This window comes from Sphingobium sp. TA15, from assembly GCF_037101235.1.
In the GTDB taxonomy this organism is placed as follows: Bacteria; Pseudomonadota; Alphaproteobacteria; order Sphingomonadales; family Sphingomonadaceae; genus Sphingobium; species Sphingobium indicum.
Genome location: NZ_AP025355.1, coordinates 53,541 through 74,407, shown reverse-complemented (window position 1 = coordinate 74,407; position 20,867 = coordinate 53,541). Strand labels below are relative to the sequence as shown.

Genomic DNA, 20,867 nt, shown 5'->3' with positions numbered 1-20,867 from the left:
GACGGTTCAGTAAGGCCGGAGCATCTTTCCTTCATGACCCCGGCGACGGGCGTGCATGTTGAGGAGAAACGGACATGAACATCTTGTGGAAGGGCGCTGCCGCCCTGGGCCTGGCGATCACCGCCATGGGGGCGAGCGCGGCCCCTGCACAGGCGCAATATTATGGCGGCTATGGCTATCGCGACGGGTATCGCGGCGATCGTTGGGACGACAGGCGTTGGGACGACAGGCGCTGGGACGGGCGGCGCGACTGGCGGCATGACGACCGCCGCTATTGGCGCGGCGACCGGCGGTCCTGGCGCGGGCATTATCGCCAGCGTTGCTGGACCGAATGGCGCTACAATCATTATCGCGACCGGCGCGTGAAGGTGCGGGTGTGCAATTGACCTGACCTTTTGCCATGAAATCCCTCCCCATCCGCCGATGGGGAGGAAGGCCTGCCCATTCCGTCGTCTATCGCGATTGCGCCCGGCAAGCGCTTGCGGCATTTTGACGGGATGACCGATCCCATGCCCGTCATCCAGAGCCTGCTGTCCGGCCTGCCCATCTTCCTGCTGCACCTCGCCTCTGCGACGCTGGCCTGGCTGGCGGCGCTGGCGCTTTACATGTGGATCACCCCGCATGACGAATTCGCGCTGATCCGGGCGGGCAATGGGGCCGCGGCGATCTCGCTGGGCGGGGCTGCGATCGGGCTGGCCGTGCCGTTGGGTTTCTGCCTGGCGGGATCGGTCAATGTCTGGGACATCATGATCTGGGGCAGCGTGACGCTGATCCTGCAACTCATCGCCTTTCGCGCGGTCGATTTCCTGCTCGGCGCGCTTCCGACCCGGATCGAGGCGGACGAACGGTCCGCCGCCATCTTCCTCGCCATGATGAAGGTCGCCATAGCCTGCCTCACCGCCGGCGCGGTCGCGGGTTGAGCCATGGCGGGCCGACGCTTCGGCTGTCTGCCCGGCCTGCTCGGCATCATCCTCGCCCTGCTGTGGATCAGCGAGGTCACCAAGCCCACGCCGCTGCATGTCGAGGCGTTCGACCCGCGCTCGCCGCGCCGGCCGATGCCGCAATGGAGCGATGAGAGCTTCGTCATCGAGGAACGGACGGAGGCGCCTGCCGACAGCATGGGCACGACCTTCGCCATCGACCGGGACGGCGCCTGGCTGACCGCCGAGCATGTCACCCATGGCTGCGCGCGGGTCGGCATAGAGCAGGGCGGCTTCGCCCGTCCCGTGTCGCGCCTGGTCGAAAGCCGGGAGGCCGATGCGGCGCTGGTGCGCGGCGGCGTGGCGAGCGACCACGCGCTGCCGCTGTCGGACCGCATGCCGCCGCCCGGATCGGTCGGCTATCATATGGGCTTTCCGGGCGGACAACCGACGCTGGTCATATCGGAACTGATCGGCGCCGCCCGCGCCCGACGTGGCGCTGGGCAGGATACGCAGCCCGTGCTCGCCTGGGCCGAACATGCGCGCATTCCGATGGGCGACGGCACTTTGTCGGGCATCAGCGGCGGGCCGGTCTTTGCCGAGGACGGCCATGTCGTCGGCGTCAACAGCGCCGCAACCGACCGGCGCGGGCGCATATTGACCACGGCCCCCGATGCCATGATGCGGCTGGTCGTCGCCAGCCGGGCGGTGGGGGAACGGCCGGTCGCCTACCCCTTCCTGGATCTGGCCGATGCGCATGCCCGTTTCCAGTCCTGGCTGGCGCAGGGGGTTATCCGGCGCATCTTCTGCGATGTCGACGATGGACCGTAACGGTTGACGGCAGGTGGGCCTGGAGGCTAGGCCGCGCCCAGATTGACAGGATTTGGACCATCATGAGCGATACGCCCCCCGACCGCCTTTCCACCAACCCGAAGAGTCCCTTTTTCGACATGGACGTGCTCCAGCGGGGCATCGGCATCCGCTTCAAGGACCGCGTCCGCAACGATGTCGAGGAATATTGCATCTCCGAAGGCTGGATTCGCGTGGCGGCGGGCAAGACCCGCGACCGTCACGGCCAGCCGCTGACGATCAAGCTGTCCGGGCCGGTCGAGGCCTGGTTCGAGAATCCTGCCGAGGGCGCGGAGGAAGCGGCGGACAAGGCGGAATGATTTTCGCCTGCGCTGCCTGAAAAGGAACCGGGTTACTGCCTTCGCAGGAACACCAGGATGCTTCAACGAAGGACAGAGTCCCGCTTCACGTCCGCGATGATGTCGCGCAGCGAACGGGCCGAAGGCGTCGCATCGGCATAACCGATGGCGCGCAGGTCGAGCGCCAGGCGCGGCGGCAAGGCGGCGGCCCGGCGCGGCGGCAAGGCGGCGGCCCGGCGCGGCGAGGCGGCCTCCTCCTCCGGATCATCCTTGACGACGGTCATGCTGGCGAAGCGCGTGCTGACGCCCAGCGCCGGGTCTGGCCGGAACTCGCGCAATTGCGGCTTGTCGGGATAGATGAAGCCGAAGGTCGGGTTGCTGCGCGCGCCCATCTGGTTGGTCGGGCTGTGCCAGACGCGCACCGCGCTCCAGTCGCCTTCCTCGGACACGTCGACTGCCAGCACATCCTCCTCGATCGCGCCGGGCGCCGACCAGTTGGCATGCCGGATCAGCACGCGCCGATCGTCCAGCACCCTGCTGACCACCGCGACATGGCCCAGCACCATCGGGCCGATGGGACGGAAGGCCAGCACCGCGCCCCTGCGGGGCGCATGGCCGCGCTTATAATGATTTTCCGCCTGGTCCCACCAGGTCAGCGCGTCGCCATAAATTCGGACGCCGGAGACGGTGCGCGCATAGGGCACGCATTGCAGCACGGTCGCGCCCAGCACGGGCGTCGTCGCCAAGCCCGCCAGCAGCAAGGCTGCCCAGCGCATCATTCCCACTTTCATGCGACCCCAAAAGTTTTAGAATCGCCCCACCGCCAAGGAAACTAGGCGGCAGCCCTTAGGAAATGGTTAAAATGTCAGAAAGCACCACGGGCGGCCTCGGCGCCCGCGGTTGCGCGATCCGCCATGGCGATCTGCACCGGAGCCTCGCTCGCCTTGTGCGCGTAGATGAAGCCCTTGGTCGGGTTCGGGCGAAGGCCCAGGTCGCCGATCGGGCCATACCAGACGCGCACGTCGGTCCAGTCATTGTTCGGGGACACGTCGATGGCGCGGACGTTGCGCTCTATGCCGCCGCGATAGGACCAGTTGGCATGGGTCAGCAGCACCTCGCGCTCGCTGACCACCTTGCTGACCATGGCGACATGGCCGACCGGCATGGAACGGCTGGCAGAGAAGGCAAGGACGGCGCCGACGCGGGGTTCATGGCCGCGCTCATAGCGGCCCTCGGCCTGGCTCCACCAGCTATTGGCGTTGCCGTAAAGCTCGATGCCGGAAACCTGCCGGGCGAAGGGCGCGCATTGCAGGACGCCGGCGGCGGCCGGGGTCGTGATCAGGGCGCCGAGTGCAAGCGTTGCCGCTGCGACAATAGCGCGAAAACCACCGATCATAGGAATGCGACCCCCGACTATTTGAACGACTTAACCCCGTGCCATGCTTTAGGGCAGACGCCGGACGCATTGAAAAGCAGCCAGCGACGAGTCGTTGTTGCGGCGCGTCAATCTGCGGAACGAAAGACGTGCCCCGCCGTTACGCAAAACCGGCTGGCCACAGGCAAGCCGTTGAAAAGTGCGGATTCCGTCCCCGTCATCCAGACCTGGCTGCCGGTTTCCCGCAGCCGGTCGAACAGCGCGGCCCGCCGCGACGGGTCGAGATGCGCCGCCACTTCGTCGAGCAGCAGCACCGGCGGCTGGCCGCGATGAGCCGCCACCAGAGCCGCATGGGCGAGCAGGATGGAGAGCAGCAGCGCCTTCTGCTCGCCGGTCGAACAGAGCGCGGCAGCCTGCGCCTTGGCGGCGTGAACGACGGCGAGGTCTTGCCGGTGCGGGCCGGACAAGGTGCGACCGGCAGCGGCATCGCGGCGTCGTTCGCGGGCCAGGCGAAGCCCCAGGGGCTCGTCGCCCTCCCCTTCCCCCTCGATCGCCAGCAGCGGACGGGCAAAGGGATGGTCGGGCTGGTCCTCCAGCGCGGCCTGCAAGCGGCCGACCAGATCGGCGCGGGCGGCGGCAAGGGCCGCGCCATGCTCGTCCATCTGCGTTTCCAGCGCGCTCAGCCAGGAAGGATCGGCGGCGGACAGATCGTTCAGCAGCCGGTTGCGCGCCCGCATCGCCGCCTCGTAGCGGGCGCTGTGCGCGGCATGGGCGGGGTGAAGCGCCAGCGTCAGCCGGTCCAGGAAACGCCGTCGCCCGCCGGGGCTGTCCATGAACAGCCGGTCCATGGCGGGGGTGAGCCAGACAATGGACAGATGATCCGCCAGCGCGTTTGCGGAGGAGGCGACGCCGCCGATACGCACCTGCCGCCGATCAGGGGCGGAGGCGAGGACGCCGGTCCCCAGCATCACTCCATCCACCTCCGCCGCTATGCCGAAGCCGCCCGCGCCGTCCTGGCGCGCCATGTCGCGCAGGGCCGCTCCGCGCAGGCCGCGTCCCGGCGCCAGCATCGACACGGCTTCCAATATGTTGGTCTTGCCCGCGCCATTATCGCCAGTCAGCACGATGAAGCTGTGATCGGGCATGATCAGCGCATCCGCATGGTTGCGGAAATCGCTCAAGGTAAGACGGCCGATCATGAGGCGGCTCTAACCAGTGCGGCGGCTTTGGGGAAGGGTGGAGTAAGAAGCATGGAGTAAACAGCCGATGGTCCCGCGAAGGCGGCGGGACGAGCAGCGTCTGGGAATTCTGAATGCCGGGAGATGGCCAACTTCAGCCACGCCCATCCCCGCCAGAACGAAAAACGGCGCCTCAAACGGGCGCCGCCTCCCTATCTCATTGAGCGCCGCTCAGCGCTTTTCGACCGGCACATAGTCGCGCTGCGCCGGGCCGGTGTAGAGCTGGCGCGGGCGGCCGATCTTCTGCGCCGGGTCGGAGATCATCTCGTTCCACTGCGCAACCCAGCCGACGGTGCGGGCGAGCGCGAAGAGCACGGTGAACATCTCGGTCGGGAAGCCGATGGCCGACAGGATCACGCCCGAATAGAAGTCGACGTTCGGATAGAGCTTCTTCTCGATGAAATAAGGATCGTTGAGCGCGATTTGCTCCAGTTCCTTCGCCACGTCGAAGATCGGGTCGTTGACGCCCAGCTTCTCCAGCACGTCCTTCGCGGTCTTCTGCATGACGGTCGCGCGCGGGTCGTAATTCTTGTAGACGCGGTGACCAAAGCCCATCAGGCGGAACGGATCGTCCTTGTTCTTGGCGCGGGCGATATATTCCGGAATGCGGTCGACGGTGCCGATTTCGCGCAGCATGTTGAGCGCCGCTTCGTTCGCGCCGCCATGCGCCGGGCCCCAGAGGCAGGCGATGCCCGCCGCGATGCAGGCGAAGGGGTTGGCGCCCGAAGAACCGGCCAGACGCACGGTGGAGGTCGACGCGTTCTGCTCATGATCGGCATGCAGCGTGAAGATCTTGTCCATCGCGTCGACCACGACCGGATCGATGACATATTCCTCCGCCGGGACGGAGAAGGTCATGTTCAGGAAGTTGGCGGTGTAGCTAAGGTCGTTGCGCGGATAGACGAAGGGCTGGCCGACCGAATATTTGTAAGCCATCGCCGCGATCGTCGGCATCTTCGCGATCAGGCGGTGGCTGGCGATCTTGCGCTGTTCCGGATCGTTGATGTCGGTCGAATCATGGTAGAAGGCCGACAGCGCACCGACCACGCCGCACATGATCGCCATCGGGTGCGCGTCGCGGCGGAAACCACGATAGAAGGTGGTGAGTTGTTCATGCACCATGGTGTGGCGCGTGATGGTGCGGGTGAAATCCTCCAGTTCCTTCTTCGACGGCAGTTCGCCGTTGAGGAGCAGGTAGCTGACCTCCATGAAGCTGGACTGTTCGGCAAGCTGGTCGATGGGATAGCCCCGGTGCAGCAATATGCCCTTGTCGCCGTCGATATAGGTCAGGCCCGAATCGCAGCTCGCGGTAGAGGTGAAGCCGGGATCGTAGGTGAACATGCCGGTGTTGGCGTAGAGCTTGCGGACGTCGATGACCTGCGGGCCGACCGTGCCGTTCAGAATGGCATAGTCTTTCGCGTCGCCCCCGACGCTCAAAATGGCATTGTTATCCGACATGGTGTTCTCCTGATACTTCAATTGCCCGATGCGTGCCTCACAGCGGACAATCGTTCCAAGCTCTCCGCCTTCCCCAGAAGGAAAAGGACGTCGAAAATTCCCGGCGAAACCGTGCGACCGGTCAACGCCGCGCGCAAAGGCTGCGCGACCTTTCCAAGCCCGAGGCCGGCATCCTCCGCCACGCGGCGTATCGCTTCCTCGATCGCTTCGACCGTCCAGGACTGGACGGGTGCAAGAGCGTCGGCCGTCTTCCCCAGCAGCGCGCGCGCGGAGTCGTCTAGCAGAGCCAGGGCCTTCTCGTCAAAATCGAGCGGGCAATTTTTGAACAGGAATTCCGCGCCCTCGGCAATTTCGTTAAGCGTCCTGGCGCGGGGCTTGAGCGACGGCATGGCGGCGGCCAGCAGTTCCTGCCCGCCCTCGGGCAAGGCGATGTTCAGCCGCGCCGCAACCCTTGGCGCGACCAATGCCGCCAGCCGCGCATCGTCGGCTTCGCGCAGATAATGGCCGTTCAGATTCTCCAGCTTCTTGATGTCGAAGCGCGAGGGCGAACGGCCGACGCCTGCAATGTCGAACAGTTCCACGGCCCGGTCGCGGGAGATGATCTCCTCATCGCCATGGCCCCAGCCCAGCCGCAGCAGATAGTTGAGCACCGCTTCGGGCAGCATCCCCATTTCGTCGCGATAGGCGTCGACGCCCAGCGCGCCGTGCCGCTTCGACAGCTTGGCCCCGTCGGACCCGTGGATCAGCGGGATATGGGCGTAGACGGGTTCTTCCCAACCCATCGCCCTTATGATGCCTAGCTGGCGGAAGGCGTTGTTGAGATGGTCGTCTCCGCGAATGACATGCGTGACGCCCATGTCATGATCGTCGACCACCACGGCCAGCATATAGGTGGGCGTGCCGTCGGAACGCAGCAGGATCATGTCGTCCAGTTCCGCATTCTGCACGACGACGCGCCCCTGCACGGCGTCCTCGATCACCGTCTCGCCCTCGCGCGGCGCCTTCAGGCGGATGACGAAGGGCGCGCCTTCGGGAGCCTCCGACGGATCGCGGTCGCGCCAGCGCCCGTCATAGCGCATAGGCTGCTTGGCGGCGCGCTGCTGTTCGCGCAGTTCCGCCAGTTCCTCCGGCGTCGCATAGCAGCGATAGGCATGGCCGCCCGCGAGCAACTGGTTCGCCACCTCGGCATGGCGCGGCGTCCGCTCGAACTGGAAGACCGCAGGCTCGTCGCCGCCCAGGCCCAGCCATTCCAGCCCGTCGAATATGGCGGCGACCGCCTCTTCCGTGGAGCGGGCCCGGTCCGTATCCTCGATCCGCAGCAGGAACTTGCCGCCATGATGGCGCGCGAACAGCCAGTTGAAAAGCGCGGTGCGCGCTCCGCCGATGTGCAGAAAACCAGTGGGCGACGGCGCAAAACGGGTTACTACCTGCTTGTTCGAACCTGTAGCACTCACCGCTTCATTCCCTGACATTCGCCCGATTAGCCACCCGACACATCCATGATCGCGACGCCCCCTAGCATGGCTTTCGAGCCACGACAAACCTCCGTTGTCACTTCTGTCCGGGGGAAAGCGGCGCGGATTGGGCGCGGGCTGGAGCTTTGGCTGGAGGAGGAGCGCGAACGCCTGCCCTTATGGGTTCCGGTCGCGCTGGCGATCGGCATAGCGGCCTGGTTCGTTCTTCCTAATCGCCTGGAATGGCTGGCCTTTTGTTGCGCGATGCTGGCGGCGGCCTGCGGCGCGCTGCTCTTGCCGCCAGGCGGGCGGATGCGCCGGGCGATCATCGCCGGGGGACTTCTGGCCTGCGCGGGATGCCTGCTTGTCTGGGGGAAATCGATGATGCTGGGATCGCCGCCCCTTGCCCGCCCCACCTTCGTCGCGCTGAAGGGAGAGGTCCGGTCGGTCGAAAGGCTGCCCGCGCAGCGCATGAGTCGCGTGCTGGTCCGGCCGATCGGCATGCCCGCCCTGCCCTCGCTGGTGCGGGTCAATCTTGACGATGCGTCGATGCCGGCGGGGGTTGGAGAGGGCGCCATTATCGCTTTCCGCACAAGGTTGATGCCGCCCGCACCGCCCAGCCTGCCGGGCGGCTACGATTTTGCGCGCCGCGCCTATTTCGAGGGCATCGGCGCGACCGGGCGCGCGCTGCCGCCGGTCGCGGTCCTGCGGCCCGCCACGGCCGCCCCCCGATTGAGGACGCGCCTGTTCGAGCATGTTCTGGAGCGCGTTCCGGGCAAGGGCGCCGGCATCGCCGCTGCCCTGGCCACGGGCGATCAGGGCGCGATCGCGCAAGCGGATGCGGAGGCGATGCGGCGCAGCGGCCTTGCGCACCTGCTGTCGATCAGCGGCCTGCATGTGACGGCCCTGATCGCTGCGGTGATCTTCCTGCTGATGCGGATGATGGCGCTCAGCCGACGGGCGGCGCTCGACCGGCCGCTGATGCTGGTCGCCGCGGGCGGAGGAGCACTGGCGGGCATCGGCTATACGTTGCTGACCAGTGCGTTATAGGAGTCAACGCGCTAACAGCCGCAGAAAACCGTATATTTCGCTTTCGTTTCGTCGTGGGAAGCGAGCAGGCGAAAATGCCCATGGTAAGGGCAGGTGACGCTGCTACATGTCTAATGAATGACTAAGAAGAGCGACCGTTGGTTTCTGAGTGCGGGCACCCTGTGGGGTAGCCTTGCAGCCATCGTGTTAGGGGCGCTTGCTTATAACTTCATGAGTTTCCGAATCGCCCACTGCAACAGCGAAGAATGCAATTACGAAACCAATACGACGCGCATTCTTGTGACCGTGGTTGGGATAGGCATTCTCGCGGGCATAATCCGCTTATGCGTCAACAGAAAGCGTCATCGACCATAGGCGGGGCTGTTTTTCCCGTTAGCGGGAAAGAAACAGGCCGTAGTATTCTGCCCGCTCGTAGGTGTGGGCGTTGAAGCCTGGATTTGCGGTTTCATAATCTGCGCGGATTTTTTCGTATGTCCCATCATGGCGATGCCAAGCATCACCAACATCATATGCGCCACTCCACAGCTTGCTGACACGGCGCTGCCAATCCGCGACCGCTTCAGGATCGTGGTCCACATAGAGAACGGTGAACGGGATGGGATCGAAATGTGAGCGCCTTTCGCGCTCATTGTAATGAAAGATGGTGAAAACGGCGTCTGGCAGCGGAAGGGCTATGGCACGTTCCAAGACGCGCGCCTGTTCATCCTTACAAGCCTGCTTAATATCGTCTTCCACGTTAAAACCCACTTGTTTGGTCAGTGTATATACGTCGTTCCTTACTGGACCACTACCTTGCGCGTCAGGAAGGGTGTTAACCATACTCTGCCGACAAGTGCTTTACGGGAGTCAACGCCGAATAAACCGCGGAAAGCTATGAGTTCGAGCGTGCTTTTCGACGCACAAAATCTCAAGAATGAACGGTGGCATCTTGGCGAGGGATAGCGCTGTGGTTAGAATGCCTCATGCCATATGTCCTTACGGAAAAGCTGCCGCAATACCTTGTCCGTCTTCAAGTCGCTTTTGAGAAGAAGGGGCAAGCGGATCTCAGTGAGATCATAGCAACGTGCCATTATTTCGTGCGTGAGGCGGATAGTTACGACAACTGGAACGGCGGCCAGTGGGGGCATGCCGTTGTCCTCTTCCTTCCTCTCGATCAGCTTGCGAAAATCGATATCGAAGATCAGGAGGAGGTGTCCAACGACATTCGCGAACGCCTGAACAAGATGTGCAAGGCAATCGACGACGAGTGGTTCACGTCTGTCAGCTTCGAGTTGTTCGACGAGAATGATGCCGAATGTAAGCAGTCTCGCCCGTTCTCGCAAAACCCTCCAGTCAACCCCGATACGCTTGATTTCTGGAAGCCAGGCACTGCCCGCATCTTCATCAGTCACAGGGACAAACACAAAAAGGCTGCCCGTGATCTAAGCGAAGCTTTGGAAGAATATGGTGTGTCGTGCTTCGTTGCGCATGACACGATCAAGCCTCTAAGTGAATGGCGACACGAGATTATGAAGGGCCTCCAAACGATGGAGGTGATGGTGATCTTCCTTACTGAGGACTTCGAAGACAGCATGTGGTGTCATCAGGAGGTCGGTTTCGCGTTGGGCAAAGGCATCCCGATTATATCACTTAAGCTGGGTGCGAAAGACCCGCCGGGATTCATCAACCATGTCCAAGCATTCAAAGGAAAGGTGGACGATCCATTTGCAGCAGCAAAGGGTCTATTTCCCCTTATTGGCAAAGTGCTGCATCGTCAGGAACGATTGCAGGAAATTCTGATCACTAGTTTCGTTGAAGCACCTAGTTGGGTGGATGCGAAAGCTCGATTCATCCGCATGAAAGATGGCGTTGAAAAGCTGAATGACGGGCAGCTTGAGCGCATAATCAAGGCCTACAAAGTGAACCCTCAGCTTAGTGGGTCGATCTACCTCGACAATCAGGCGAGGAGGCTGCTGAATTTCCTTGAGAAGGCGACAGGGAAGCGATTCGAGAAGGATGGTAAGATCATCAAAGAGGTCGTTGAAGAGCTTGATGATGAAGCTATTCCGTTTTGAGTTGAATACAAAAAAATGGCTGGCTTGATAGTTTGTCGTAGTTTTAACAACCTAATGATGGGGTGTATCAGAAATTAGTTACAGTTGTAAAAACTGTAGTTCGTTCACCAGTGCGTTATAGGAGTCAACGTCGTAAAACCCGTAAAAATCCGTCGATTTCAAGAATTGAGTGATTCTGGAGTTAGAGCCAATTCCAGATTCTAGTCCCGAAATTGATGACTCCTTGCGCGATACCAATCAGCATCACCGCACCAACAATGGCGACCTCTAAACCGAACAGTATGCGGCGCATGTTTCTCACCTGTGTTTAGCGCGGTAAAGAAAGCCTTTTGTCATTCTCCGTCGCATTGCGTCACAACCCGAAAAAGCGACGCCAGCCCTTTTTCTTCATAGGAGGCTTGTCTGATCGGGAGCTATATAGGAGAGCGTTGATTTCTTTCATATTGTTGATCTCTATCATTGTTTCGTCGCTTTCGGCATTCATAATTTCTCCGAAATGCTGAAAACGCTTAAGATCGTCTATTACTCTCTCACGATCTTCATGGGGTAATTTCGTTATATTTCCCGCATCTATTGCCATAGGTATTATGCTTTCGCCTACGCCATCCTGAAAATGGCTTAGGAACAACGCTGCGTTAGATAGAGCATTAACATATTCAGGGTCTTGGCTTGCACCGATGCTCACGAGCAGCGCATTTAGGATTTCGTTCTTTGGGTGTGGCAGCAGACTAATATCGTGAATAATGCCTCGCGGTGAGTTTTCCATAAATGTCGCGTAGCTTTTGACGATTACCTCAACATCATTTGGCGACGCGCTTTTCATAGTTACCCCCATGCATTTGATGGGGAACTTACCCGCATAATCGTTACGGTTCGATAGTGAAATTCAGCTCATCGGCTTGGTAACGTCCCTGTCAGCCAGCCGCTTCGCTAACCGTTCCCACTGATGCTCGTCGCTCATCCAGTGAGGGTTGTTGGGTTGTCTGGGCGTCGGGGCAAAGCGATCAGGATGACCATCACAGCGTGAGCATCGCAGATGCGCTCCGATGGTTTCCATGTCGGTGTTCCAGCAGTGGAAGAGATACCAGCGGTTCAATTTGGCCGAGTCGAGGACCGCCGAATGGCCGCACCGACAGATGGTGAACAGGTTTACACTGCGCCTTGCGTAATCACCAAGGGAACGTAAGCCGTTATCGCTTCCCATAGCCACTCTCAATCCGCCTGCGCCTTTCCTCCTGTAAGGCTTTTTGCCTGTTTTTGTAGAATATGAAGTCAGCGTTGCGATGAACGCCCACAGCGCGATAAATGCCCTCAATCTTGCTGTTGGTGTGTGCGTCTCGGCAGATGGCGTCTAGCTCTTTGCTATGAGGATGGCGGAAGCCGCTTCCATGCCAGAGTTCATCGAATGGCTCACGGCGTTTTGATTTGCTTACCGAATAGAGGAAAGCCAGAACGAATCGTAGGGCCATAGTTCGTTCAAATACGCCACTTTTACCGCCGCATAGCTCTTCCAAAGCGAGCAGGGCTTTACGCGTCAGGTCATCAGGTGGGATCGACATGAAGGATCGCAGACAAAAGAGACGCCGGGAATAATCTCGGCGTCTTTAGTAGTGCTTGGGGGAGCGAGTGTCAGGCTGCTTTGGGTAGCGGCTCGTTCTTATTCAATTTGCGGTCGAGATATTCCCATTCCCGTTCGATGCTGGCTGCACCAGTGCGCGTCAGGGTCAGCCGATAGCTTTCCTTAACGGGTTGATCGTCGGAGAATGAGGGTTCGAGGAAATAGGAGAAGGCGATTGTGCCGCTGTCATCGACCATTTCAAAAGTCTGGTCGATGTCGCTCCCGTCTGACTGGTCTTCCATGTTCATGCCCAATTCGACGGCGATCACATCATAGCCGTTAAGCGGTCCTTTGTGCCCATGCTTGTCGATGTGGGCGACAAGCGCACTGAATGCTTCCTCAAGCCTGTCCATCGCATTGTTCCTTCCGATTCGCTGTATGCCTTATGAGAACAAATGTGGAACAGTGTGGCAAGTTGGATTGTGCGGCTAAATTGTATATCACTGAATTTAGACCGTTTTCTAATTCGTTCCAATTCGTATCCGATTTCGTTTGTCAATTCGTAGCGGATTTGGCATGTTGTTATCAGACGAATTGGAAACAGATTAGAAAGGAGCGTTATTCCTATGGATCGTTTGAAGGAAATGGGCGAAACCGTAGCAAGACGGATTATGGTAGGCGCTGCAATCACGGCCATTGAGGCGCAGGGTTACAGCTTGAAGCGACAGCCAGGTCGCGGCCTCTCTGCCGTTTATGACGCCGTGAAGGGCAACGATAAGAAGGTGCTGAGCATCCGCACTACCCGCGATCGTTGGTTTGCTTTCCCTAGCTTGAAGAAGGCAACGGCTTGGAAGACGCTGGACGATAGCGATCTGGTTTCCGTTGCTGCTGTGGATGACGTTGAGAACCCGCAGGCGATTAACGTCTACCTCTTCCCTGCTGATGAAGTGCGGAAGCGGTTTGATGAATCTCGCGCTGCCCGCATTGCCAATGGCCATAACGTCAAGGACGATTGGGGCATGTGGGTGATGCTGGACAAGGGCGACGACAACGTAATCAGCCAGATTGGCCATAGTCTTGCCGTCGATTATCCACCCATTGCGACCTACACGCTGGATGAGCTTGAGGGCGAAGCGGACACGGTGAAGGCGGAAGCAGCCGTAGTCGTCGAGGAAGAGATTGAGGAAGAGAAGGAAACTGCTGTTGCCCTCAAGACGGTCGCTGATGTGCTGGCCTTCGCCCAAGAGCGCATCGCTGCCCTCACGGGTATGCCTGTGGAAGGTATCAAGCTGGACCTAAAGATGGGAGTGTAGCTTCATGTGCAACCACTACCGCAACAATCCAGACCAGATACCCCTTTGGCGGGAATATGCTGGTTACGACATTCGCCAGCCGAACGCGGAATTTGCCAGCGATGTTTATCCCAAGCGGGCTGGCATGGTCGTGCGTCGTGATGGTGGGGTTGTTCGCAGTGATGTGATGGCGTGGGGCGTTCCCTGCCAAATCAAGGGCGCCAGCGGAAAGATGCTGGAGAAGCGCGTCACCAACGTCAGGAACCTCACCAGCAACTTCTGGAAGTCCATGCTGGCTAACCCTGCTCAGCGGTGCCTTGTGCCGTTCTCGACCTTTGCAGAGCCGAAATTAGGGCAAGGGCGTGAGGAGTGGTGGTTCAATGTCGTGGATCAGCCTATCGCTGCTTTTGCTGGCATATGGCGACAGAGCGAACACGGCCCTGTCTATGCCTTCCTGACATGCGAACCGAATGAGCTTGTCGCGCCTCTGCATCCCAAGGCGATGCCCGTCATCCTTGAACCGTCTCAGTATGACGAATGGCTGGCAACTGATTTTACTGGCGCTTGCGCTATGGCGAAGCCGTTACCGTCTGAACGGATGACAGTTCAATAATCGGTGGTGAGGGGGCACTTTTGCAGTTGATCGATGCAGTCTGGGCCTATGCGGGCCAGTTTGGAATTACGCTCGTCGTGGCGGTTGGCGCAGCATGGGCGGCGTTTCGCTACCTTGGTGACAAATGGATCACCAACAAGTTCAGTGCGAGCTTGGAAGCCTTCAAGCACGCTCATCAGCAGGAGTTGGAACGTCTTAAACTCCAGATAAACACGAAGTTCGACAGGACCGTGAAACTGCACGGAAATGAATTCGAAGTGCTTCCAGAAATATGGTCGAAACTGAATACATCATATAATTCAACTAGAGCGCTATCATCCCCTGGACAGCAGATGGTGCTTCTGGATCAAATGAGCGAAGGTCAATTAGATTATTTCTTGTCGCAGCAAGATATTCCTGAATACCAAAAGGACGGGCTGAAAACGAACCCTGACAAGAACAATGCATTCTTCGAGATTTCGTTCTGGAATCGTCATTTTGCGGCTGCTGAGGATGCTCGTGCCCTTACCAGTTATCTACATGTCAAAGGCATTTTCCTTGGCCAAGAAATCAGGTCGAAGATCAAGGAAATGGAGGATATTCTGTGGGGTGTAATTGACGAGCAGGAATGGGAAAAACGACACCCGAACCCACGGGAAGGCCGCTTTGAAAAGCGGGATTTGCTGTTCAAAGAGGGCGGTGCGAAAATGCTCGCGATTGAAGAGGCAATTAGATCGCGTCTCTGGTCGGACGCAGCCGTTACAACGGACCTCTCTTAAAAAGCTGTGCGCGGTGCTTCGTAGGTGACGCCATTGACGAAAAGCAGGACGCTATCTGGCAGGCGGCGATAAAAGACTGTCTCGCCTTCATATTCAAATTCACCATCGTCCTTGTTCCAGAAACGCGGATCAAGATCGAGATATTCAGTTACGTCTTCGATAAGCTGGAACATCGTTTGCTACCTTCGTTGTGGTAGCAATTCGACTATTGCCTTCGCTCTTTCAGTCGATCCAGAAAAGGCTTCTATTTTGTTTCTATCGTATGTGCTTCTGCATGTGATGGAAACATCTGGCTTTTGACATAATCGCCACCAACGGACCATATAACTGATACCAAAAAAGCAGCGGCGACTGCGATGCTAACTGCCTTGCTTTTCCATGTCTCTATGTCTGTTATGCGTTCTTCAACGTCATCAATACGGGACTTATAATCGTTCTCTATCTTATCAATGCTGCTTTGCATGTGCTTCGTTCGCTCATCAATGGCAGAAACCGTTTTGGCTATCTCTAATATGGGATCGTTGGAATTGGTCATTGTGTATCGAAAGGCTCCCGCTGGCTTTTCGATATTTATTCCCCGCAGTGTTTCTGGTTTATATCGACCGAATGAATCATCACGTTAAATCAGTCTGTTGGCCACATACAAAGGAGCCAACAGAATGTCCTACTACATATTAGCTGAGAAGAACGAACGCTTTGGATGGACCATCCAATTTGGCGACAAAGACAAGGAAACGGTCAACGCTGAGCGTGATGATTATGTGAGCAACGGGATCAAGAGGAAGAACCTCAAAGTCATCACAGCCAAGTCAGCCCGCAAGAGCGATTGCGATGCCGCCGTTGCCAGCCTCAACGCGAAGGAGGCGTAAGATGGATTGGAAGAATATGCTTCGCGTTGCGGACGTTCTCAAACTGGTTGAGAACTGGAATGAGCAGCAGCCATTGAAGGGGACAAGCGAGGAACGGGACTTTGTGCCGGTCGCAAAGCTGTTCAATCCCGCTGGCGCAGGCACATGGCTCATCACGGAATGCAATGAGGATGGGTTGGCCTTTGGACTGGTGGATTTTGGCTACCCAGAGCTTGGCTATTTTGATCTGAACGAGATTGCGGAGGTTCGCCTAATGGGCGGATTTGTCCGCATCGAACAGGATTTGCATTTTCAGGCTGACAAGCCTTTGAGCAAATATGCGGAAGAGGCGCGCTTCCACGGCAGCATAAAAGCCTAATTCCGTCACTAGAAGTGGGGAAAGGCCCGTCGCTTTGCGGCGGGTTTTTTCTTGCCTTTTTTGGCCGACAGCCATACGCTCTGAGCGTATGCAGTTTGCATGGAAAATGGACACACAATCGCAGAGACGCAAGCCTACATAAAGCAGGCTGAGCGCATTGGTTTAACCGCTGCTGAGAGGGCTGCAATCAAGCTGTATCTCAGCCAGCATCCAGACACAGGGGATTTGGTTCAGGGCAGTGGAGGGGTTCGCAAGGTGCGCTTTGCGCGTCGTGGCACTGGTAAAAGCGGAGGTGTCCGCGTGTTCACTTTCTACTGGCGGGTTGATGAGCCGCTTTATCTGCTCGCAGTCATTTCCAAAACCAAGCAAGCGAACTTGTCCAATGAGCAAATCAACATGTTGGCCAGCATCACGAAGGAGATTAAAAATGGATAAGGAGGATTTTGACGGATTGATGGAAGGAATGCGCGAGGCGGCTGCGGACATTAAGGCTCGTCGTGCTGCCAAGGTGAAAGCCATCCGTGCAAAGACGCAGCTTTCCCAGCCTGCGTTTGCGGCCCGCTATCATCTGTCAGTTCGCACGTTGCAGAATTGGGAGAGTGGGAAGGCCATTGATAGCGTCGGGGAAACGCTGCTGACACTGATTGACCGCGATCCAGATACAGTAGCGCGCTTGCTCAACGCCTAACCCCGCCACTCAAAGTGGTGCCCGCTCAGCGCATTGTTGGGCGGGCTTTGTCATGGCTCAGCGAGTTTGGAAAGAGGCGATAACTCGATTGGTCCCGTTCATCAGCAGACCGCATTGAATGTCAGCCACGAGGACCGTGGAATTGACCCTTACGTCGGTGGGATTGCTGATCGTGGTTTCGCCTTGGGGGAAGTTGGCTCTGACGACATACGGCAGCTTGGGAACAACGACGAAAGCGATCTTGGCTTGAGGCTTGAACGACTGAGCTTCAGCAACGCTCATTGGCACTTCGCCAACAATCGCATCCTTGTTGGCGATAAACAACTGCTCGCCATAGCTCGCCGTCTCACGGTCAAAGATAGCCTTCTCTGTCCGCGTGAGCTTCGTAACGGTGGTCCTCGCCCCAAACCCGTTTTGCGCGGAGTAAGTGCCTGTTGCGACCTCGCTGCTTGATATAGCAACGTCCAAATTGCCTATCGTGCTGGCTTTCACATCGGACTTTGCCCAATAGAAGGTGTCCCACGCGCTGAAATTGCTATTGTCGAACAGGTAGGATTTAACCTCGAACGCAGCCTTGTCCGCATTGTAGGAAAGGTATTCAGCCCCCTCGATCTTTTTGGAAATGATGAGTGGCCCACTGGCGGCACCAGCAGCCAAACGCGCCTGATATGCATCTGTGGTTTCAAACTCGCCCTTGGGAGCAACTGGTTTGATGCTGGCGATGGCCTGATCGAAGCTTAGCGGCGCGACCGTCGTGCCAGTGTAAGAAGCGCAGGACGATTGAGCGTGTGCTGCTATGGGGGCGGAAATGAGTAGCGCCCCAACGATGGCTTTTTTCATCATGTTCCCTGTTAATTGTTGAAAGCACGAAGAAGCGATGCCCGAAAAATTATAACGATGCTCTAACAATCAGGGAAATTCGGGCTGGAAAGTGAGGGCTGCCAGCATGCTTCTGGGGCGGCAAAGCGCCACTCCTAGTGATGGCGACAGACCATTTATTCAAACTGCTCGATTAGTCCGCTCAAGGGTTCGCGCCTTCATGCTCCGCTGGTGCGTCTCGGCCCAATCAATAGGCATTGCGGTTGGGCATCGCACATAGCTGGGGAACATGCCCCTAGAGGCGTTCTCCGCGATCATATGGCCACGTTTAAGCGCACGGCTCGTCAATTCCTTGAGATTCTTCCGCTCAACGATCGTTCCTCTGCCATCCTCTGACTTGGAGAGCAGGCGGTTGTAATGCGGGCTGAGCTTCGCCTTCACGCCTATCTGCCACAACGGCATGTCTGGGTTGGCTGCTTTGGTCAGCAGAACGCGCATATATTGGAATACGCTTCGACGGTGCAGTTTCTTCCCAAACAGCTTGTAGGTAGGTTCTGAGGGCGTCTCAGGCTGTATCACGTCGCCATGCTCCGTCAGCATCGCCTCAATCCATTTCGCAATCTGAGCCTTTGACAGCCCAACAGGGATCGCAGCGATGATGGCTGCTGGTTCGCCCTGTTTCAGCCATGTGTCCTTTATGTAGGTGTCCACGGACGCTCTGAGGCGAGGAATTGGCTCGTCGCCCCTGTCGTGACGGATCGTGCCCAACAAAGCTGGGCTGGGCTTTTCGCCCTGTTGCCCAAAATGCCAGATCCCTATGTCGCGCCACCATTCCACAAAACGAGGGACAATAACGTCTCCTAGATCGTCGTAGACCGCCAGCACGGCATCAAAATCCGTTGGTAACTTCTCAGCGCCGGTCAATTCACCAGCACGGCATTTGCGTGCCAGCTCGTAGCTTGGGCTGAGCCTGAGAAACTGTAGCCACATCTGGAACCACTGGATTTCCTCCTTGCGCGCCCATTTGTCGCCAATGCGCTGGAGGTTGAGGGGCTGATTCTCGCTCGTCATAGGTTGGCTTGATACGTCCATAACCACCAAGCCAACTCCCTATCTGGCCAACCCTTATATATCAAGGCTTCAACGACGCAGCACTGCCACTCAGCGCCTCGTCTGCTCTTTGACATTGTGATCCCCAAACCAATTCAACAGCGCAAAACCGCGCTTTTGAAACCGCCCCACTGTGCGTTTGGCCGCCGCGCACAGTGCGGGTTTCTTCATGGCCGCCAAACAATGAGGTGAATTAATATGCTCAAGTATGAAAACGAAACTATCATCAACAAGGAGACTGAAATGAATACTACTACACTTCCTACTAAGTCCAAACCTAAGAAGCCTAACATCAACGCAATGCTTGATGAGACTGTTTCTCTTATGAACCAGCGCAAACACAAAAACATTGCGCTTAGTGATGAGAGTAACAACTGGTTTGACCTCGTTCAGGCTTTCCGCGCTAAGATCGAAAACGATCAAGGCATACTAACCCGCCTTATTCACCAAAAGTGTCCTGAAGGGTTGGCGGGAGTGGCGTAAGCCTCTGATCTGAATTAGGAACTGGGTGTCTAAGCCGAACCTGCCGCAGGGCAGAAAATGCCACGGGCCACACCCGCCATGAACGATGATATCGCAAGCTCATTTGGATTCCCAGCAGTCGGCCGCAAGAAAATCACAGCTGCGTTCGACGGTGGCCGGCTTACCTCGGATGGCGGTGTTCTACTGCTTGCACAGGCCGAGCGCGCGATGGGGATTTGCCAGCGCCTGGCGGCTTGTATTGCCGATCCGCGCGATCCAGCGCGGGTGATCCATCGCCTGGATGACATTCTGCGTGCCCGTGTGTTCGCGATTGCGTGCGGCTATGAGGATGCCGATGATCTCGATGCTCTGCGCGACGATCCAGGCTTCCGCCTGGCGCTCGGCAAGCTGCCGGAATCGGGCGCGGGGCTGGCCAGCCAACCGACGATGAGCCGGTGGGAAAATGCACCGACTACGCGCGAACTGGCCAGCATGATGGCCGCGATGATCGACATCTACTGCGCCAGCTATCCCGCCCCTCCGACAGCGGTCACGCTGGATATCGACGACACGTGCGACGTCGTGCATGGCTATCAACAGCTCTCGTTCTGGAACGGGCATCATGGGGAGCGCTGCTTCCTACCGATCCATATCTACGACACCGCGACCGGCAGGCCGGTGGCCATGCTGCTGCGCACAGGCAAGACGCCTTCTGGAAAGGAGGCGGCGGGGCACATCCGACGCCTGGTGCGTCACCTGCGCCGTAATTGGCCCGATACCCACATCACTATCCGCGGCGACGGGCACTATGGTCGACCCGAGGTCATGGCCTACTGCGATGCGGCCCGCGTCGATTACGTGTTCGGCCTGCCCACCAATTCAGCGCTGCGCGCCGATCCCGCCATTGTTGCGGTCGCCGATGCCTGCGCGGTCAAGCGCGCCCAGCGTCAGTGTCCCGTCCTGCGCAACTATGCCGAGACCCGCTATGGGGCAAAGACCTGGAAGTGCCAGCGTCGCGTCGTTGCACGGATCGAGGCCAGCACGCTGGGCATGGACATCCGCTATGTCGTCACCTCGTTGGCAACAGGATCGGCCGAGCACATCTACGACACGCTCTACTGCGCGCGTGGTCAGGCCGAGAACCTGATCAAGCGCCACAAGTCCCAGCTCGCCAGCGACCGAACCTCGTGCCGCTCGGCCAATGCCAATCAGATGCGCCTGATACTGCACACTGCCGCATACTGGCTGCTATGGCGCATCCAGCAGGCGATGCCCAGGACCGCTGCTCTGGCAAGCGCGGAGTTTACCACCTTGCGCCTGCGGCTGCTCAAGGTCGCTGCGCGCGTCGTAGAAAGTGCTAGCCGCATCCGCATTGCCTTCGCTTCCGCCTGTCCGGATGCCGACCTGTTCCGCGCCCTCGTTCTCCGGCTGAAGCCTGCGCCGACGTAGCCCATGCGGCAGCGCCGCAGAACTCCGAGCCCAGCCCTTCAACCCGAAAAGCCCATCAATCCGAATGCGGTGAAACAAACGCCAGCGATGCCGGTCGTCCGCGCAATACAGCCAGCCGCAGCAAATGCCCAGAGCGGACCCGAAACCGAGCGTCGTGAATAAGAGAGGCTAAACAGGCATGAGGTAGCGGGTCG

The 20,867-nt window shown here is 58.6% G+C and carries 27 protein-coding genes and 1 pseudogene; 15 read left to right on the top strand and 13 right to left on the bottom strand.

Annotation, left to right across the window (positions count from 1 at the left end; translation table 11 throughout):
• Positions 1 to 74 precede the first annotated feature (74 nt).
• From Sj15T_RS00415 to Sj15T_RS00400, 4 genes are all read left to right on the top strand, one after another.
• Positions 75 to 386: a hypothetical protein gene (locus tag Sj15T_RS00415; protein ID WP_013039389.1), complete on the top strand. Its 312-nt coding sequence runs from the start codon at positions 75 to 77 to the stop codon at positions 384 to 386.
• Positions 387 to 497: 111 nt separating this feature from the next.
• Positions 498 to 920, top strand: coding sequence for a DUF350 domain-containing protein (locus tag Sj15T_RS00410; RefSeq protein ID WP_007687754.1), 423 nt, complete (start codon positions 498 to 500; stop codon positions 918 to 920).
• A 3-nt stretch (positions 921 to 923) separates the two neighbouring features.
• Positions 924 to 1,751, top strand: a complete 828-nt coding sequence (locus Sj15T_RS00405; RefSeq protein ID WP_013039387.1) for a serine protease — start codon at positions 924 to 926, stop codon at positions 1,749 to 1,751.
• Between the two features lie 62 nt (positions 1,752 to 1,813).
• Complete coding sequence (locus tag Sj15T_RS00400) at positions 1,814 to 2,089, top strand: DUF3297 family protein (protein WP_007687751.1); 276 nt, start codon at positions 1,814 to 1,816, stop codon at positions 2,087 to 2,089.
• Positions 2,090 to 2,151: 62 nt separating this feature from the next.
• Here the strand turns inward: Sj15T_RS00400 and Sj15T_RS00395 are convergent, their stop codons facing one another.
• The 5 genes from Sj15T_RS00395 to gltX all read right to left on the bottom strand — a co-directional run bounded on the left by Sj15T_RS00395 (position 2,152) and on the right by gltX (position 7,611).
• On the bottom strand, positions 2,152 to 2,847 hold the full coding sequence (locus tag Sj15T_RS00395) for a CHAP domain-containing protein (RefSeq protein WP_013039386.1): 696 nt from the start codon (positions 2,845 to 2,847) through the stop codon (positions 2,152 to 2,154).
• Between the two features lie 86 nt (positions 2,848 to 2,933).
• Positions 2,934 to 3,464 carry a CHAP domain-containing protein gene (locus Sj15T_RS00390; RefSeq protein WP_013039385.1) on the bottom strand — a complete coding sequence of 177 codons (531 nt, stop codon included), beginning with the start codon at positions 3,462 to 3,464 and terminating at the stop codon, positions 2,934 to 2,936.
• Positions 3,465 to 3,571: 107 nt separating this feature from the next.
• Positions 3,572 to 4,642 (bottom strand): DNA replication/repair protein RecF, encoded by a 1,071-nt coding sequence (gene recF, locus Sj15T_RS00385; RefSeq protein ID WP_013039384.1) that lies wholly within the window; start codon positions 4,640 to 4,642, stop codon positions 3,572 to 3,574.
• A 210-nt stretch (positions 4,643 to 4,852) separates the two neighbouring features.
• Positions 4,853 to 6,139: a citrate synthase gene (locus Sj15T_RS00380; RefSeq protein ID WP_007687747.1), complete on the bottom strand. Its 1,287-nt coding sequence runs from the start codon at positions 6,137 to 6,139 to the stop codon at positions 4,853 to 4,855.
• A gap of 17 nt (positions 6,140 to 6,156) precedes the next feature.
• Entirely contained in the window at positions 6,157 to 7,611 is a 1,455-nt protein-coding gene (gene gltX / locus Sj15T_RS00375; protein ID WP_049775032.1) for a glutamate--tRNA ligase, read from the bottom strand.
• Positions 7,612 to 7,659: 48 nt separating this feature from the next.
• On the opposite strand from gltX, the pseudogene Sj15T_RS00370 reads away from it, so the two are divergent.
• Positions 7,660 to 8,631, top strand: a pseudogene (locus tag Sj15T_RS00370) (ComEC/Rec2 family competence protein); the annotation flags it as partial.
• Between the two features lie 384 nt (positions 8,632 to 9,015).
• Here the strand turns inward: Sj15T_RS00370 and Sj15T_RS00365 are convergent.
• Positions 9,016 to 9,462, bottom strand: coding sequence for a hypothetical protein (locus Sj15T_RS00365; RefSeq protein WP_013039381.1), 447 nt, complete (start codon positions 9,460 to 9,462; stop codon positions 9,016 to 9,018).
• 143 nt (positions 9,463 to 9,605) lie between these two features.
• Here Sj15T_RS00365 and Sj15T_RS00360 point away from each other — a divergent pair, with 143 nt between their 5' ends.
• Positions 9,606 to 10,697 carry a toll/interleukin-1 receptor domain-containing protein gene (locus tag Sj15T_RS00360; RefSeq protein WP_013039380.1) on the top strand — a complete coding sequence of 364 codons (1,092 nt, stop codon included), beginning with the start codon at positions 9,606 to 9,608 and terminating at the stop codon, positions 10,695 to 10,697.
• A 352-nt stretch (positions 10,698 to 11,049) separates the two neighbouring features.
• Here Sj15T_RS00360 and Sj15T_RS00355 read toward each other — a convergent pair whose 3' ends face one another.
• The 3 genes from Sj15T_RS00355 to Sj15T_RS00345 form a co-directional block, all read right to left on the bottom strand.
• Positions 11,050 to 11,520 (bottom strand): hypothetical protein, encoded by a 471-nt coding sequence (locus Sj15T_RS00355; RefSeq protein WP_013039379.1) that lies wholly within the window; start codon positions 11,518 to 11,520, stop codon positions 11,050 to 11,052.
• A gap of 367 nt (positions 11,521 to 11,887) precedes the next feature.
• Positions 11,888 to 12,256 (bottom strand): hypothetical protein, encoded by a 369-nt coding sequence (locus tag Sj15T_RS00350; protein ID WP_013039377.1) that lies wholly within the window; start codon positions 12,254 to 12,256, stop codon positions 11,888 to 11,890.
• A 70-nt stretch (positions 12,257 to 12,326) separates the two neighbouring features.
• Complete coding sequence (locus tag Sj15T_RS00345) at positions 12,327 to 12,668, bottom strand: hypothetical protein (RefSeq protein WP_013039376.1); 342 nt, start codon at positions 12,666 to 12,668, stop codon at positions 12,327 to 12,329.
• A 213-nt stretch (positions 12,669 to 12,881) separates the two neighbouring features.
• Between Sj15T_RS00345 and Sj15T_RS00340 the strand changes: the two genes are divergently transcribed.
• From Sj15T_RS00340 to Sj15T_RS00330, 3 genes are read left to right on the top strand one after another with little or no spacing between them, the layout of a single operon-like run.
• Entirely contained in the window at positions 12,882 to 13,568 is a 687-nt protein-coding gene (locus Sj15T_RS00340) for a hypothetical protein (RefSeq protein WP_013039375.1), read from the top strand.
• A 4-nt stretch (positions 13,569 to 13,572) separates the two neighbouring features.
• Entirely contained in the window at positions 13,573 to 14,160 is a 588-nt protein-coding gene (locus Sj15T_RS00335; protein WP_013039374.1) for an SOS response-associated peptidase family protein, read from the top strand.
• Between the two features lie 20 nt (positions 14,161 to 14,180).
• Positions 14,181 to 14,918: a hypothetical protein gene (locus Sj15T_RS00330; protein WP_013039373.1), complete on the top strand. Its 738-nt coding sequence runs from the start codon at positions 14,181 to 14,183 to the stop codon at positions 14,916 to 14,918.
• Here Sj15T_RS00330 and Sj15T_RS00325 read toward each other — a convergent pair.
• Together Sj15T_RS00325 and Sj15T_RS00320 are read right to left on the bottom strand one after the other, a co-directional pair.
• Positions 14,915 to 15,091, bottom strand: coding sequence for a hypothetical protein (locus Sj15T_RS00325; RefSeq protein WP_013039372.1), 177 nt, complete (start codon positions 15,089 to 15,091; stop codon positions 14,915 to 14,917). The genes Sj15T_RS00330 and Sj15T_RS00325 overlap by 4 nt on opposite strands.
• Before the next feature lie 71 nt (positions 15,092 to 15,162).
• Positions 15,163 to 15,453: a hypothetical protein gene (locus Sj15T_RS00320; protein ID WP_013039371.1), complete on the bottom strand. Its 291-nt coding sequence runs from the start codon at positions 15,451 to 15,453 to the stop codon at positions 15,163 to 15,165.
• A 124-nt stretch (positions 15,454 to 15,577) separates the two neighbouring features.
• Here Sj15T_RS00320 and Sj15T_RS00315 point away from each other — a divergent pair, with 124 nt between their 5' ends.
• From Sj15T_RS00315 to Sj15T_RS00300, 4 genes are all read left to right on the top strand, one after another.
• Positions 15,578 to 15,787 carry a hypothetical protein gene (locus Sj15T_RS00315; protein ID WP_013039370.1) on the top strand — a complete coding sequence of 70 codons (210 nt, stop codon included), beginning with the start codon at positions 15,578 to 15,580 and terminating at the stop codon, positions 15,785 to 15,787.
• A 1-nt stretch (position 15,788) separates the two neighbouring features.
• Positions 15,789 to 16,145 (top strand): DUF2958 domain-containing protein, encoded by a 357-nt coding sequence (locus Sj15T_RS00310; RefSeq protein ID WP_013039369.1) that lies wholly within the window; start codon positions 15,789 to 15,791, stop codon positions 16,143 to 16,145.
• A gap of 99 nt (positions 16,146 to 16,244) precedes the next feature.
• Positions 16,245 to 16,580: a type II toxin-antitoxin system RelE/ParE family toxin gene (locus Sj15T_RS00305; RefSeq protein WP_013039368.1), complete on the top strand. Its 336-nt coding sequence runs from the start codon at positions 16,245 to 16,247 to the stop codon at positions 16,578 to 16,580.
• Complete coding sequence (locus tag Sj15T_RS00300; protein WP_013039367.1) at positions 16,573 to 16,833, top strand: transcriptional regulator; 261 nt, start codon at positions 16,573 to 16,575, stop codon at positions 16,831 to 16,833. The genes Sj15T_RS00305 and Sj15T_RS00300 overlap by 8 nt, the downstream gene beginning before the upstream one ends.
• 57 nt (positions 16,834 to 16,890) lie before the next feature.
• Here the strand turns inward: Sj15T_RS00300 and Sj15T_RS00295 are convergent, their stop codons facing one another.
• Together Sj15T_RS00295 and Sj15T_RS00290 are read right to left on the bottom strand one after the other, a co-directional pair.
• Positions 16,891 to 17,673, bottom strand: coding sequence for a hypothetical protein (locus Sj15T_RS00295; protein WP_013039366.1), 783 nt, complete (start codon positions 17,671 to 17,673; stop codon positions 16,891 to 16,893).
• A gap of 159 nt (positions 17,674 to 17,832) precedes the next feature.
• Positions 17,833 to 18,723: a hypothetical protein gene (locus tag Sj15T_RS00290; protein ID WP_013039365.1), complete on the bottom strand. Its 891-nt coding sequence runs from the start codon at positions 18,721 to 18,723 to the stop codon at positions 17,833 to 17,835.
• Between the two features lie 237 nt (positions 18,724 to 18,960).
• Between Sj15T_RS00290 and Sj15T_RS00285 the strand changes: the two genes are divergently transcribed.
• Entirely contained in the window at positions 18,961 to 19,245 is a 285-nt protein-coding gene (locus Sj15T_RS00285) for a hypothetical protein (RefSeq protein ID WP_338756173.1), read from the top strand.
• A 57-nt stretch (positions 19,246 to 19,302) separates the two neighbouring features.
• The gene (locus Sj15T_RS00280) at positions 19,303 to 20,673 is read left to right on the top strand and encodes an IS1380-like element ISSp1 family transposase (RefSeq protein ID WP_013039223.1); all 1,371 of its coding nucleotides are present in this window, start codon (positions 19,303 to 19,305) and stop codon (positions 20,671 to 20,673) included.
• The last annotated feature ends 194 nt before the right edge of the window (positions 20,674 to 20,867 follow it).